Consider the following 13,956-nt stretch of genomic DNA (forward strand, 5'->3'; position numbering starts at 1 on the left):
ACTTCATAAAATTTACAGAGCATTAGTTAGTGTTGGAACGATATGGAGGTTGTCATGCTCTACTTCGATACGGTTTGGCTGAATATAAATGGCCTTTAACCCCATGAGCAGTGCTGGTGCAATTTCGTTTATAAAATTATCGCCAATCGAAACGGCTTCATGAGGCTGTATGCCGAATTCTTCTAAAATGGCTTGCATCTTATCTTTTGTTTTAAGCGGTTTTTCACCTTCTGTATACAAACTATGAAATATACCCTCAAGCTCCAGCTCTTTTAATAAACGTTTAACATCTTCTTTTTCACTATTTGTTAAAAGTACTAATTTTTTCTCTTTTCTCAAACGTTCTAATGCCTTTTTAAGGCCAGGTGTTTTCGTCAGTTGAAACTGATCTGTTACCATATATTCTTTTGTAGCATTGTAGCATTCCCACGTATCAGCTTGCTTTAGTCCGAAGTGCATCGCTGTCGCATACGGAAGCCACCAGCCATCTCCAATTGCGATCAACCGTTCAAAATCATATATAAGTTCACCAGAGAACTCATTCTTCACTTTATCCTCTGACCACTCTTTTCCGTCAAATGACGTCACTTTTGTAACTTGAAGCGTCATGGGATCAACCGTGACACTTGCATCATTTTGAATATCATAAACTTTTCCGATCGCAACCGGATGATTACCACTTTTCATATTCTCATATGTATCCCAAAAGGCTTGCTTCTTTTCATCTGGTACCCTTTTTTGCAGCAAACGGCAGTAATAATCAAAATGATCTGTATCCTCATATAGAGTTCCGTCAAGATCGAAAATGAGTAACTTCGCTTCATCAATGATGTGTTTCACGTTACATCCCTCCTCCTTGCTATTGTAGTTTTACCCATCTCCAGAAGTAAAGAAAAGTACATTGACAGAAATTTACTAATCTTGTATGTTATAAGTGTACTATACACAGTAATACACATATAGTATATAAAGGTGGGATAATATGATTTTAAATTTAGATCCCCGAAGCAATACTCCCATCTGGGAACAAGTTGTCCATCAAATCAAGGAACTGATATTGAGGGGAATTTTGTTGCCAGAAGATAAATTGCCTTCGGTAAGAGAACTATCTGCTACATTGCTAATCAATCCGAACACAGTGAGCAAAGCCTATCAAGAGTTAGAGCGCCAAGGCATCATTGAAACTTTGCGTGGAAAAGGCACGTTCGTATCTACTTCAATCATACCAAGAGCAGATGATCAGAAGATAACGGAACTTAAACAACAGCTTAAACAGCTCATTATCGACGCTTCCTATTTAGCCATCGATCATAAAACGCTAGCAAAATGGCTTGAAAAATATTCAGAAGAGCTTGGAGGGAAAAGCAGCCATGCTGAGAGTGAGTAATGTTAGTAAAACCATAGAGGGCAATATCGTTTTAGATTCAGTGAATATTACGCTAGAACCCGGTACCATAGCAGGTCTTGTAGGACGAAACGGTGTTGGGAAATCTACGCTGCTTCGCGTTATCGCTGGGATTTTAGATCCTGATCAAGGAGAAGTATTATATAACGAAACCAATATCCATCAAGAGCCACAGGTCAAACAAAAAATTACGTATGTACCAGACTCAACAGAAATTTTAAAAAGTTATAGCGTTAAGGAAATTGTAAAGCTGTATGATGCCATATACGAAGATTTTGATGTGATGTATTTTTACTCTCTTTTAGATCGATTCAAACTTCCGAAGAACAAGAAGCTAAGAACGTATTCGAAAGGCATGAAGGCACTCTTCTTAATGATTCTTTCCTTTTCAACGAAAGCCGATCTAATCATATTAGATGAACCTACAAACGGACTCGACCCGATCGTAAAACGAAACATTCTGCAATTCATTATAGAAGAAGTAAGCGAGAGACAATTATGCGTGTTGATTTCTACCCATCATTTAGAAGAAGTCGAAAAGATGGCAGATGTGCTAATCATGATTAAAGAAGGAAGAATTGAATCTACGACATCCATCGAAGACGCCAAATCATCGTTCCGAAAAGTTCAAGTCGTCTACAAACACTCCCTGCCAGAAAAGATTGCTCACTTAAACAACGTCAAAATCCTTAATCAAACCGGCCGTGTGTATACTTTGATGATTAATGGAAACATTGACGCAACACTTGATAAATTGAATCTGGAAAATCCGTTATTCGTAGAAGAGCTGCCTATGACACTTGAAGACATTTTCATTTCAACACTTGGAGGTGAATCACATGTTTCATAAAGCATTGTGGTTGAGAAATCAAAAACTTGGAAGTCCCGCGGTTTGGGCCATGTACATTTCATTGTTTCTCTTTTTACCGTATTCGTTTTTGGTAAAGCCCAACGAATGTTAACGGAAGAACGCAATCCATATCGAGATGCTCCTGATTATTATTATTTAAACTTTCAATTTATAGGAGCTGAAATTGTCCTATTTCTATTCTTAATCGTAGGGTTAGCAGCACTTTTAATTGGTAGTGAGAGAACTACTCATTGCACTGATCTAACGTTCTCACTTCCATTTAAACGTAAAGATATCTTTCTATCAAAATGGATGTTTGGCGTGATTCACATAACATCTGGTCTGCTTCTAAACCTATTATTATGTATGGTAATTATAAAGTTTACGATATTATCAAAGATCGTTGACCCAACATTTGTTATAGAATTTATGTTGATCGCAGTACCTTTTTCCATCGCTATTTTTACTTTCAGCCTTTTTATAGGAACGATCGCAGCCAACCTTGTCTCTCAATTATTACTTAGTGGGATCTTTCTATTTTTCCCGATTGGATTTCTAATGTTAGTTATTTCCTTTTTAGAATATCATGGGATAGCTCTATACAATATTAATAATCTAGAAAGCACACAAGCTTTCAAGGATTTAATTACGAGCTTAACCCTTCCAATGTCTATCATTGATTTCACATACTATGTGGACGCATCCGATGATTCTATGTCATTGAACAAAGTTCCTTACGTTATGCTTCTTATTCCTTTCGCTTACACGATAATAACTGCAGTCTTAGGAACATGGCTGTTCAGTAAAACAAAAAACGAAAACAATGGCAGATTACTTGTTTTTGAAAAAGGAAGAAGGTTCTTTACTTTTGGTGTAGTACTATGTTTTGCCTTAGCATTTGGGATGCTTGGTGGAGAAATTTTTGGCGGTTACAATTCACCTTCTCTTATAGGATACTACTTATCCGCAACAATCGGTGGTGTGCTGGCTTTCTTTATGTTAAGAAAATTAATTCATATACGTATGCAATTTGGTAAGTAATGTTTTAGAGCGGCTAATCCTGGCCGCTCTCTTTTGTTTGCCTCTTTTTTCTTTGGGCATCCTGTTAGTAGCATGTTTAAAAAGAGGGATGACATTGGAAGGAATCTTAATAACCATTTACAGAACGGTTCTAGGTTTTGCCTTTTTGCTCTTGCTCATGAGGCTGCTCGGCAAAAAACAGCTCGGTGAACTGACGTTTTTTAACTATGCAACTGGAATTGCGATGGGTAACATCATCGGAGATATGGTCGTACACAAAGAGATCACCGTATGGGAAAGTTTAGCATCTCTATCCTTTTGGGCGTTAGCCGTATTTGGTATTGAATTTCTTAACCGCCGCTCACCATTGCTCACAAAACTGACAAAGAGCCAGCCAACCATCCTCATCAAAAAAGGACAGCTTATGCAAAAAGAGCTTAAACGGCTGCAGATGTCGATGGATGATCTATTAATGTTACTCAGGATCAGTTCAGTCTTTGACCTTACAGAAGTAGAATATGCCATCATGGAGCCCAACGGCCAATTGAGCATTATGAAAAAGCCGCTCAAAGACTCTGTCACAAAAGAAGACTTAAACCTTCCGCCAGACGCTCCTCAATATCTGCCAGCCATGCTGATCTCGAACGGAGAAAAAATAGATCAATCTTTTAAAGAATACAATCTTTCTGAAGAATGGTTTACTAGCCAGCTCAGAAGCGCTGGTTTTCAGGATGAGAAGGAAGTATTTTTTGCTCAGCTCCAAGATGACGGCGAAGTGTTTTTTGTGAAAAAAGATGGTTCTGTTAAATCGTAAATTACTTTATAAAAGCAAGGCAGTTTTCGTATTCTTTGTTGCTTACGAAAGTAGTTGATTTCCGTTCCAGGTGCTCACTTTCCGCGGGGCAAGCGGTGAGCCACATTCGTACGTTTCACTCTTAAGTGTCTCACCTGCCCGCCTGTCCCGCAGGAGTCTCCCACCTTGCACTCCAATCAACATGTCAAAGAAGAAAATAAAAACGATCAAAAAGCAACATTCCTTAAGAAAAAGCTGAAACAAATAGCAACTCAAAAAAGCAGCTGACAAATCGTCGGCTGCTTTCTACGTTATTACTTTCCTTTTTTCACTTCATGCAGAAGATCTGGGAAGTTTGTGAACATACCTGTTACGCCCCAATCAATTAACTTTTGCATTTCTTCTTTTTCATTTACTGTATATGGGTGGATCTCAAGTCCGTTTTGTACCGCTTGTTGTACATATGCTCGATCGATCATATCACTGTTCGGTCCGATTCCCATCGCATATTGTTTGATGGTTTGTACTTCCTCATCTGTTAATGTGGCTGGAGACGTGTACTCCATAAGCTGTACTAATTTTACAGAAGGATCAATCTGGTTCATCTTTAGTAAGCTTTCTGAGCTGAACGATTGTACCAAAAGCTTATCTTTATTAATGCCATACTCATTAACGACATCTACGAGTTTTTGTTCCATACCCGGATATACTTCTGGTGACTTTGTTTCGATATAATAGTTCGCATTCTTTCCAAACGTTTGGAACACTTCTTCTAACGTTGGAACTTGAAGCCCTTCGTACTCAGCTTTTGCTCTCTCAGGATACTTTTCATTGAACCAGCTGCCTGCATCCAATTGTTTAATCTCTTTCAGTGTATAATCTTTTACTTGCCCTGTGCCATTTGTTGTACGGTCAAGGGTTTCATCGTGCATCGCAATCAATTCGCCATCTTTTGTCATCTGAAGGTCTACTTCAATATAATCACCATGCATTTTTTCTCCCATTTTATAAGAAGTAATCGTGTGTTCTGGTGCATAGCCAGAAGCTCCTCGGTGTGCTACATTAAGAATCTCTTTATCTTTCTCTTTCGCGTCAGCCACAGTAAAATCAGCTCCTATGAAAGTCAGACTTAAAGCAAGTGCTCCTACTGCCATCTTAAATGCTTTTTTCACGATATTGCACTCTCCCTTTGTTGTAAGTGAACTACTATGCCACTTTAACAAGGGAGTATAAAAGCACGTTTACACGAGAGTAAATCGCTTGTAAAGATATTGTATATAAAAAAAGCCGATTCGTAATGTTCGAACCAGCTTTTGCAAGTCTATTTCTTTTCTAAAAATTTTTGTATGGCAAACGCTACTCCGCTCTCGTCATTTTCTTTTGTTACGAATGCAGCCATTTCTTTAACCTCATCAACTGCATTTCCCATCGCTACTGGAAAACCTGCAATTTCGAGCATGGAAACATCATTGAAGTTATCGCCGATCGCCATCGTATTCTCTAAAGGAATACCTTTTAATTCAGCGTATTTTTTTAGGGCTACCCCTTTTGCGCTTCACTGTTTGTAATTTCTAAGTTATTGTCCGCAGATGAACTGACAGCGAGCTCGTTGACACCTTTTAAATGCTGAAATGCTCGTTGAAGTTTTGCTGTGTCGCTGGAGAATGCTAAAAATTTATATACTTCTAGATCATTTTCGTCCATCAGTTTTTCAAAGTCTCCCACTACACTCACTAGCCCCAGACGGAAACGGCGGAGGGCAGCTTTCTCAACATCGTCATCCGTTGCTTCGGGATTAGAAGTTAAGATGATATCTTTCATCACTTCATACGCTTTTTCACGATTGTCCGTATACGTTCCTTTACTCGTGTATAGCTCAAAATAAATATCTTCTTCATCCAAAATCTTTTTAATATCCTCATATTGTTCAAAAGTTAGAGGGATAGAAGAAAGGATATCCCAATCAGCAGACCTGATCTCCGCTCCATTAACACAAATAAGCGGCAGATGAAGCTCAGCATCCTCTAGTGCATGTCTAGCTTCATCATAAGATCTTCCTGTTGCAATCACAACATGATGTCCTTCTTCTACAGCTTTTGAAATCGTTTTGCTGTTTTCTTTTGTGACTTTTAACTGTCTATTTACTAAAGTTCCATCCATATCAATTGCGATTAATTTCATCTTATCATCCTTTATTGCTTAGTCCATTAGTAAGTTTACCCCTAAATGAAAGGGTGCTAATCATTATTTGAAGCTTATCAATTAACAAAAAAAGAGCTATACATAGCTCTCCAATTTTACAATAAATTAATCTTTATAAATAAATGATTGAACCATATCCGTGACGGCATGAAAAATTTCAACTGCTTGGAAAGACAGAACAGATAATGCTGAGACGGAAAATACTCCTATAAGTAAAAATCGAATTAAATGAGGCATTTCGTATCTCCTCCTTTTAATTGTGATTATACGCCCGTCTTTTTCACAAATCAATTCATAAGGTGAATTATTTACAAAGTAAATTATGACAATATACTACAAAAACGTATAACCGTACAAAACTAAGATGGAGGATAACACCACGAGAATAACATTCAAGTTCAACCAGGCTGCGATAAATGCAGCTGCTGCTCCAATCAAACCATATAGATACGATTCTGAATTAATCGTTAATACTCCGGGGAAAATTAGAGCACCTAATATGGCAAATGGTACATTTTTTAAGATACCTTGCACTCTGGGATGAAGATGGTTCGTGTGAAAGAGGATAAGCGGGAGCATTCTCGGAATATACGTTACGACTCCCATCCCGATAAATACCCATATTAATTGATCACTCACTCTGTTCATCCCCTTTCATGAAAAACTCAATCGAAACAGCCGCAATAAGCGTTGATAAAATAATGCCCCAGCCACCGCTTAAAGCTGGCACCAATGAGAAAAAACAGTTTAAAACCGCTGCACTTGCAGCTAGAGCAATAACCTTCCTGCTTTTTTAGCTGCCGGAACGAGTAGAGCAATAAACATCGCATAAAGTGCTATACCCATACTGTTTTGCAGGGATTGTGGCAGTCCTGACCCCATCACATAACCTACACCTGAAAACACAACCCAGCAGCTGTATGCAACAAGTCCAAGACCAAGCAAGTAGCTTCCTGTTATCTTTTTCTCTGGTGAAGTTGCCGCAACAGAAAAGGTTTCATCCGTAATGAAAAAAGCGTATATCGCTTTTAACCATTTGGGGTCATCTTCCGCCCTTTCTTTAAGAGAAGCACTCATCAGGAGATGTCTGATATTCATGATAAAAGTTGTGAGAATCAGCTCTGCTGCACCACTCGCCGCAGCTATCATCGATAATGCGATGTATTGTGAGGCCCCAGCAAATACAATAATACTCATTCCTACCGTTTCAAAAAGACTTAAGCCTGCAGCTTTAGCAAGTAAACCAAATGTGAACGCAACAGGCATATAACCGATCGCAATCGGCAATCCAGCTTGAATACCCTTTTTCCAATGACCAGGTGTTTGTTCGCTGTGTAAAGCAGAGCTTGGCATCATCGCTTTTTTCATCTCCGTCTTTGTATGATATGAATTGTGTCTAAATTGTAGGGGTCTGTCCCGGGACAGACCCCTACAATTCATTTTTACTTCTCGCCGGTAATCGTACGAAGAATTAGATCCACACTATCAGAAGCTTTAAAGCTTTCCATGTTTCGCTTCATATTCTCTTGATCGGCCTTCAAGTCTTTTAGTGAAGAGATCAGTGTTGCTTTCGTTAGTTCTTCTTCATACAAAACGTGGCAATAGCCTTGTTTTTCAAAAGATTGAGCGTTAAGAATCTGGTCTCCGCGGCTCGCCGCTCTTGAAAGCGGAATTAGCAGCATCGGAATCTTGAGTGTCAGCCATTCAAAGATACTGTTTGATCCAGCGCGTGAGATCACAAAGTCTGTCGCAGCAACAACATCTGGCAGTTCACTTTGAATATACTCAAACTGACGGTATCCTTCCGTATTTTGCAAGCTTTCATCCACATTCCCTTTTCCGCAAATGTGTACGATTTGATAAGAACGAAGCAGTTCAGGAAGTCCTTCACGAAGCGCTTCATTAATTTTTCGCGCCCCTAAGCTTCCACCCATGATCGTTAATACTGGTAAGTGGCTTCTAAACCCTAAGAAAGATAGTCCTCTTTCTTTAGAGCCTTGTAAAAGCTCATCCCGAATAGGTGAACCTGTTACAATGGCTTGCCCAGCTGCAAAATGCTTTTTGGCTTCATCAAACGTCACAAAAATCTTTGAAGCAAACTTAGACGAAATTTTATTAGCAAGTCCTGGGGTAATATCAGATTCATGAATGTACACAGGAATCTTACGCATCCAAGCCGCAATCACCACTGGAACAGCTACGAAACCGCCTTTTGAGAAAACAGCATCCGGCTTGATTTTGCCAAGCTTGAAATAAGCTTGTGCAACACCTGCTGCAACTTTAAAGGGATCTTTAATATTTTTTAAGTCAAAATAGCGACGCAGTTTTCCGCTTGAAATCCCATAATACGGTACGTTCGTGCCGTCTTGAATCAAACTTTTCTCTATTCCATCAACAGAACCGATATAATGCAGGTCCCATCCCATTTTTTCTAATTTAGGTATCAATGCTAGATGCGGGGTTACGTGTCCAGCAGAACCACCGCCCGTTAAAACTAACTTCTTCAAACAGCATTCCTCACTTCTTTTATATCCGCCGTGCTTGCTAAGAGCGGATTTTATCTTATCGCCATTTTAATATATGTAGCCCAAAAAGAAAATGGCATGTGAGTGATAATTGTGTGTAAATTCGTAAAGAGGTACCTTATTAATAGCAGGATTGCAGTTAATTAGTTGTCTCCACTAATACGGAGTGGGGTATTAACATAACGATTAAGAATACTTCTGAACTTAATTCGCCAAGTTTAAGCTATAATTTCACCAGTTCAACTCATATATTGACGAATTTTACTCAAATAATGATGAATTTACATTTATCTACAATTACGGAGCCATTTATACCCCCAACTCAACATAGTCTAGCAAAAAAAAACGGCCTTTAAGACCGTTTTTTCCCATCAATCAAACAGAACTTTTCTCTTTTTTACGAGCTGGCGGTACATGGATTGCTTTCCCGCTCACGTTTTCAACAGCTTCCACCCACGCCTCGTTCAAAGCCGGGTGTGCATAAACCGGATAAGCAAGATCCTCTTCACGGGCAACCATCTCCAGCGCGTACGTTCCTGCTTGGATCATTTCGACGGCGCCAGCTCCCATCATATGAATACCAAGCACAACATCGCTCTTCGCATCCATTACCATCTTGGACAAACCTTCTTTTTGACCAAGAATAGAAGCAAACCCGTTGCCGCTCATGGAGAACTGTCCGGTTTTCACTTCGTATCCTTCAGCAATAGCCTGTTCTTCTGTCAGCCCGACTGACGCAATCGGCGGATTCGTATGCACCACATAAGGAACCAAACTTAAGTTGAACGCCGAGTGCAATCCTGTCATATGTTCAGCTGCTGTCTTTCCTTGTTTAATCGCTTTTGACGCTAACTTCATCCCAATCGTACAGTCACCTGCTGCATAGATGTTACCTGCACTACTTTGGCTATGTTCGTTTACGATTATAAACCCTTTCTCGTCTCTTTTTAACGAGATCGCTTCAAGGCCAAGTCCTTCCACATTCGGCGAATAGCCAGCGGCATACAATACGTGAGAAGCTTCCACTGACACTTTTTCATCACCGTCTTTTTTCAACGTTACGGTAACAGCATCAACAGCTTCCTCTGCACTATCCCAAATATGATTCTTAAAGACTTTAATTCTGTTTTTCTTCAATACACGCTGCAATTCTTTTTCGATGCTAGCGTCTAAACCAAAGCCTTCAGCCGGCACAACTAAAGTGACATCACTTCCAAGTTGTTTAAATGCCATCGCTGCCTCTAACGAGAAGTAGTCTTCACCATAGATTAAAAGACTTCCTGGAATCTCGTTCAACTCCCACAACGTGTGCGGTGTCATCACTCGGTTAGATAGAGTTGCCTGTACTGGCAATAACGGCGAACTTCCTGTAGCAATAAGAGCATGCTCGAATTCGTACATTTCAAAATGATGGCCAGAGTCGATTCCAATTCTTTCACTAGACATAAAGGATGCCGTACCTGTTAAATACTCAATCTTGTTCGCTTTAATCAGCGCTTCTACTCCTTTTTGAAGTCCAGCTACAACAGAAGAATAGTAGTTTGTGAACGTGTTATACTCAAAACTCACCTCTGGAACCGAAATACCCATAAGCTTGAATTGAGGAAGTGTTGAAAAGTTAGCCGCTGTTTGTGTCAGACTCTTAGAAGGAATACAACCTTTATGAAGGCAAACGCCACCTAGCTTCTCTTTTTCAATCAGCGTGACTTCCATTCCAAGCTGAGCCGCACGGATCGCAGCATGATATCCGCCAGGTCCGCCGCCGATAATAACAAGCTGTCGTTTTGTTGCAAAATCACCTACAACCATTTATATCAGCTCCAGTGTCATGAAGTATGGATTCTCGATGAGTTCTTTTACACGATTCGTAAACATTACAGCCGTTGCTCCGTCCGCCACACGGTGATCGAACGACATGGATACGTTCATCATCGAGCGGATAACGATTTCGTTGCCAACAACGACTGGTGTTTTCTTTGTTTTATGAAAAGCCATAAGCGCCACTTCTGGGTGATTGATGATTGGTGTTGCAGCAATTGAGCCAAGTGGTCCAACATTAGATATTGTAAATGTGCCACCCGTCATATCTGAAGCCTTCAACTTGTTTGTCTTAGCACGCGTAATCTTGTCTTTCATGTCCACTGCGATATCACGTACATTACGCTGCTCGACGTGAGAAATAACAGGAACAATCAACCCTTCATCAGAATCGGTAGCAATTCCGATGTTCACGTTCTTCTCAAGACGAATCACTTCTTTCTCTTCGTCCAGTTTCGCGTTAAAAATAGGGAAGTCCTTTAGTGCAATCTGAATCGCTTTTACAAAGAAAGCAGCAACTGACACGTTCATACCACGTTTGTTATCAGGATCCATCGCTTTTAACTGCTTCTTCAGATCCATAACTGCCGTCACGTCAATCTCTTCAAAATGGGTAACGTGTGGAATCGTCGCAAGAGACTGAACCATTTTCTTTGCGATCTGTTTTCTGCGACCTTTAAACGGAATCTCTTCCGCATTATGTGTTGTAAATGATGGAGTTGAACTCACTTTTTCAGGAGCTTCCGTTTCTATTTTCTCTTCCGCTTTTGGTGATGAGCCCTTATCGATAAAGTTATAAACGTCCTGATCTGTTACACGTCCGCCAGGTCCTGTGCCGATGATCTGTTCAATATCCACACCGTTTTCACGGGCAATTTTTCTTGTGAAAGGAGCTGCAAGAACACGTTTGTTAAGTGTTGCGATGCCTCCTGCAAATGTGGTGTTGCTTGGAGCTTTGACGATTTTATCAACGACTGGCTGTTCTGAAACGTCCACCGTGTCTTCTGCTTTTTGAGATGGTGCCGTAGATGTTGAAGCAGCTTCGATCGTTAAGATAACAGATCCGACTGTTACCACATCGCCTTCTTTTACTTTGATGTCCTTAATCGTTCCGGCTGCAGGTGAAGGAAGTTCTGCCGTCACTTTATCCGTTTGCACTTCTACTAGCGGCTGGTCGATTTTTACGGAATCACCTGCTTTAACAAAAAAGTGAATGACTTCTCCTTCATGCATACCTTCACCGATATCATGCAATTTAACTTCTACCACTGAACTCACCTCCTAAAATTGCGTTACTTTTTCAATCGCCTGCACAACACGTTCTGCGCTCGGCAGATAGTGATCTTCCAGTGCAAACATCGGTACTGGTGTATCGAACCCTGTTACGCGCTCAACAGGTGCTTTCATATAAAGGAACGATGTATCGTTGATAAGCGACATGATCGTTTCGCCAAGTCCGCCCGTTCCCGGTGCTTCGTGAACGATTACCGCACGGCCGGTTTTTTGAACGCTCTCTGCTATCATTTCCTTATCAAGCGGATAAAGAGAACGCAGATCAATTACGTCACACTTGATGCCTTTTTCTTCTGCCGTCTTCGCTGCTTTCATGACGACATCCATCATAGCGCCGTATGCAAAGATTGTTACGTCTTCTCCTTCTTGAAGACGAGCCGCTTTTCCAAGTGGAACATTGTACTTGCCATCAGGAACATCCATCTTTGTACTTCTGTAACAGCGCATCGGCTCTAAGAATAAAACGGGATCTGGATCTTCAATCGCTGAAATCAGCATGCCTTTTGCATCATATGGATTGGACGGCACAACAACTTTCATCCCAGGCATTCCAGTAAAAAGAGCTTCTACGGAATCTGAGTGGATTTCAGGTGCACGCACGCCTGCTCCAAACGGCGCTCGAATTACCATGGGCACGGTAAAATGCCCAAGCGTTCTCGCACGAATTCTCGAAGCGTGTGTCATGATTTGGTTAAACGCTGGATAGATGAATCCAAGGAATTGCATTTCAGCGATTGGTTTAAAGCCGTTCATCGCAAGACCGATAGATGTGCCGATAATGCCAGACTCGGCAAGCGGTGTATCAATGACGCGCTTTTCACCAAATTCAGCAACAAGACCATCCGTTGCACGGAACACGCCGCCGTTCTGACCAACGTCTTCACCAAGTACAATCACGTTCTCCTGCTCTTTCATCATTACTCTCATGCCGTCTGTTACGGCTTGAACCATCGTTAATTTTTTCGTATCAACTGCCGTTGTCATTAGCGATCACCTCTTGAATGAGCGTATGCTTCTTTTTGGCTTTCAATCGGCCATGGATTTTCCGCAAACACATGATCAAACACATCGTTATAATGTGGTGCTGGTGCCTCTTCCATCTCTTTTACCGCTGCTTCGATTTCAGCTGTTAGTGATTCTTGGAGATCTGCTGCCCATTTCTCATCCCACATGTTTTCATTTTTCATAAAACGCTCTAGTCTAAGAATAGGGTCTGTTGTTTCGCGTCTACTTGTTGACTCTTCTTGGTTTCTATATTTAGAAGGATCATCAGCCGTTGTATGAGCACCGTAACGCCATGTTACTGCCTCAATTAATGTTGGCCCTTCTCCTTTTCTTGCTCGTTCAACTGCTGTACGCGTGTGGAAGTAGACCGCAAACACATCATTTCCGTCTAATCGAACGCCTTCCATCTCATAAGCTACCGCTTTTTGAGCGATCGTTTTACTTTTCATCTGCTTTTCAATCGGAACCGAAATCGCGAATCCATTGTTTTGGTTAAAGAAGATAACAGGTGCATTAAACACGCTTGCAAAGTTCAATCCTTCGTGAAAATCTCCTTCAGAAGTTGCACCGTCCCCAAAGTAAACGATGGAAGCGCGGTCTGTTCCTTTTAGTTTTTCAGCCCAAGCTGCGCCCGTTGCATGCAGAAGCTGTGATGCAATCGGAACGGCTGGAGGAAATATGTTCTTTCCTTCTGGGGGATACACCCTTCTTGACGTCCTTTCCAATAAAGGAAAAGCGTCTTTAGTGAATGTCCGAATGTCATCGTAGCCGCATGATCACGATAGGTCGGGAACATCCAGTCACCCTCACCCATCGCCATGGCGCTCCCGATCTGAGAAGCTTCCTGTCCTTCAAAAGGAACGTACGTACCAATCCTTCCTTGACGCTGAAGGTTTACCCCTTGCGGTCAAAAAGTCTGGAACGAAGCATCTTCGTATAAAGTTCTTTTGTCAGTTCCTCTGTGATCTCACCGCGGTATGTTTCATCATTCCACTCGCCGTTCTCATTAATGATCTGCAATTTCGGAAATAACTTTTCCATGGAT

General features: G+C 41.0%; 12 protein-coding genes and 3 pseudogenes. 4 read left to right on the forward strand and 11 right to left on the reverse strand.

The features are described from left to right. Window positions 1-12: 12 nt before the first annotated feature. The gene (locus tag ACEWFH_RS19325) at window positions 13-840 is read right to left on the reverse strand and encodes an HAD family hydrolase (protein WP_473725319.1); all 828 of its coding nucleotides are present in this window, start codon (window positions 838-840) and stop codon (window positions 13-15) included. A gap of 142 nt (window positions 841-982) precedes the next feature. Between ACEWFH_RS19325 and ACEWFH_RS19330 the strand changes: the two genes are divergently transcribed. From ACEWFH_RS19330 to ACEWFH_RS19345, 4 genes are all read left to right on the forward strand, one after another. Next, a complete protein-coding gene (locus tag ACEWFH_RS19330; RefSeq protein ID WP_473725320.1) occupies window positions 983-1,387 on the forward strand; it encodes a GntR family transcriptional regulator in 405 nt (134 codons plus the stop codon). Then, window positions 1,371-2,255 (forward strand): ABC transporter ATP-binding protein, encoded by an 885-nt coding sequence (locus ACEWFH_RS19335; RefSeq protein ID WP_473725321.1) that lies wholly within the window; start codon window positions 1,371-1,373, stop codon window positions 2,253-2,255. The genes ACEWFH_RS19330 and ACEWFH_RS19335 overlap by 17 nt, the downstream gene beginning before the upstream one ends. 42 nt (window positions 2,256-2,297) lie before the next feature. Then, window positions 2,298-3,296, forward strand: coding sequence for a hypothetical protein (locus ACEWFH_RS19340; protein WP_473725322.1), 999 nt, complete (start codon window positions 2,298-2,300; stop codon window positions 3,294-3,296). Between the two features lie 94 nt (window positions 3,297-3,390). Next, a complete protein-coding gene (locus ACEWFH_RS19345) occupies window positions 3,391-4,089 on the forward strand; it encodes a YetF domain-containing protein (RefSeq protein ID WP_473725323.1) in 699 nt (232 codons plus the stop codon). 293 nt (window positions 4,090-4,382) lie between these two features. Here the strand turns inward: ACEWFH_RS19345 and ACEWFH_RS19350 are convergent, their stop codons facing one another. The 10 genes and pseudogenes from ACEWFH_RS19350 to pdhA all read right to left on the reverse strand — a co-directional run bounded on the left by ACEWFH_RS19350 (window position 4,383) and on the right by pdhA (window position 13,952). After that, on the reverse strand, window positions 4,383-5,222 hold the full coding sequence (locus ACEWFH_RS19350) for a glycerophosphodiester phosphodiesterase (protein ID WP_473727359.1): 840 nt from the start codon (window positions 5,220-5,222) through the stop codon (window positions 4,383-4,385). Window positions 5,223-5,389: 167 nt separating this feature from the next. Beyond that, window positions 5,390-6,249: pseudogene (locus ACEWFH_RS19355) on the reverse strand (Cof-type HAD-IIB family hydrolase). A gap of 126 nt (window positions 6,250-6,375) precedes the next feature. Beyond that, window positions 6,376-6,507: a hypothetical protein gene (locus ACEWFH_RS19360; protein ID WP_473725324.1), complete on the reverse strand. Its 132-nt coding sequence runs from the start codon at window positions 6,505-6,507 to the stop codon at window positions 6,376-6,378. Window positions 6,508-6,603: 96 nt separating this feature from the next. Next, complete coding sequence (locus ACEWFH_RS19365) at window positions 6,604-6,909, reverse strand: AzlD domain-containing protein (protein ID WP_473725325.1); 306 nt, start codon at window positions 6,907-6,909, stop codon at window positions 6,604-6,606. Next, window positions 6,902-7,623: pseudogene (locus ACEWFH_RS19370) on the reverse strand (AzlC family ABC transporter permease). Before ACEWFH_RS19370 ends, ACEWFH_RS19365 begins: the two are co-directional and overlap by 8 nt. Window positions 7,624-7,712: 89 nt before the next feature. Continuing rightward, window positions 7,713-8,777 carry an undecaprenyldiphospho-muramoylpentapeptide beta-N-acetylglucosaminyltransferase gene (locus tag ACEWFH_RS19375; protein ID WP_473725326.1) on the reverse strand — a complete coding sequence of 355 codons (1,065 nt, stop codon included), beginning with the start codon at window positions 8,775-8,777 and terminating at the stop codon, window positions 7,713-7,715. Between the two features lie 393 nt (window positions 8,778-9,170). Continuing rightward, window positions 9,171-10,604 carry a dihydrolipoyl dehydrogenase gene (lpdA, locus tag ACEWFH_RS19380; protein ID WP_473725327.1) on the reverse strand — a complete coding sequence of 478 codons (1,434 nt, stop codon included), beginning with the start codon at window positions 10,602-10,604 and terminating at the stop codon, window positions 9,171-9,173. Next, complete coding sequence (locus ACEWFH_RS19385) at window positions 10,605-11,882, reverse strand: dihydrolipoamide acetyltransferase family protein (protein WP_473725328.1); 1,278 nt, start codon at window positions 11,880-11,882, stop codon at window positions 10,605-10,607. A 12-nt stretch (window positions 11,883-11,894) separates the two neighbouring features. Continuing rightward, window positions 11,895-12,890 carry an alpha-ketoacid dehydrogenase subunit beta gene (locus ACEWFH_RS19390; protein WP_473725329.1) on the reverse strand — a complete coding sequence of 332 codons (996 nt, stop codon included), beginning with the start codon at window positions 12,888-12,890 and terminating at the stop codon, window positions 11,895-11,897. Continuing rightward, window positions 12,890-13,952 (reverse strand): annotated as a pseudogene (gene pdhA, locus ACEWFH_RS19395) (pyruvate dehydrogenase (acetyl-transferring) E1 component subunit alpha). The gene ACEWFH_RS19390 and the pseudogene pdhA overlap by 1 nt, the downstream one beginning before the upstream one ends. Window positions 13,953-13,956 lie beyond the last annotated feature (4 nt).

The organism is Fictibacillus sp. EA-CB0309 (assembly GCF_055814265.1).